This window comes from Anabaena sp. CCY 9402-a (genome assembly GCF_963920945.1).
Lineage (GTDB): Bacteria > Cyanobacteriota > Cyanobacteriia > Cyanobacteriales > Nostocaceae > Trichormus > Trichormus minutissimus.
The window spans coordinates 1-685 of the sequence record NZ_CAWUDL010000210.1; the positions used below are offsets into that span (position 1 = coordinate 1).

The following is a 685-nucleotide window of genomic DNA, read 5'->3' on the forward strand; positions in this document are numbered from 1 at the left end:
CCTCTGGGGCTGTGAATTGGACTTGATAGTCACCGGGAATTAAACCATTAAACAGATATGAGCCATCTGGGTTAGTAGTGGTAGTGGCAACGACTACGTTGTTTTGAATTAATTCAACGGTGACATTCCCAATGGGTGTATCCCCGGCATCTTGGATACCGTTGGCGTTGTTGTCGGCAAAGACAAAGTCGCCTAAAGATGCCAAGTTGTAGAACCCGGAATCTAATGTCGGATTATTTTCTCCGGCGGCTAAGGTGACTACTCCAGTTAAATTCCCGTCACTATCAATGGCATCATTGCCACCTGCATCTACTGGGCTAGTTTGTGTAAAGCCAGCAGGAGTGATGAATTGGACTTGATATCCTGTGTCTGGAGTTAAATTGGTGAAGTTGTATTTTCCTGTACCATCTGTTGTGGTTGTTGCTACTACTACACCATCTTTCAACAAGTTAACAGTCGCACCTGCTATTCCTGGTTCGTTGCCATCTTGAATACCATCTGCATTCAGGTCATGCCAAACGAAATCTCCTAATGATGCGAGGGCAACTAACCCGGCATCCAATGTGCTGTTGAATTGACCACTTGTTAAAGTTACGGTTTGAGTCAAGCCTGCGGAGTTGGCATCACTATCTAATGTGTCATCGCCACCTTGGTCGGGAGTCGAGAAGACAAAACCCTCTGGGGC

Annotated in this window: 1 protein-coding gene; it reads right to left on the reverse strand. The window is 46.1% G+C overall.

What is annotated here, in order from left to right; translation table 11 throughout:
• Positions 1–685: SdrD B-like domain-containing protein (locus tag ACM0OR_RS28330; RefSeq protein ID WP_414579733.1), on the reverse strand; the 685-nt coding region annotated here is incomplete at both ends.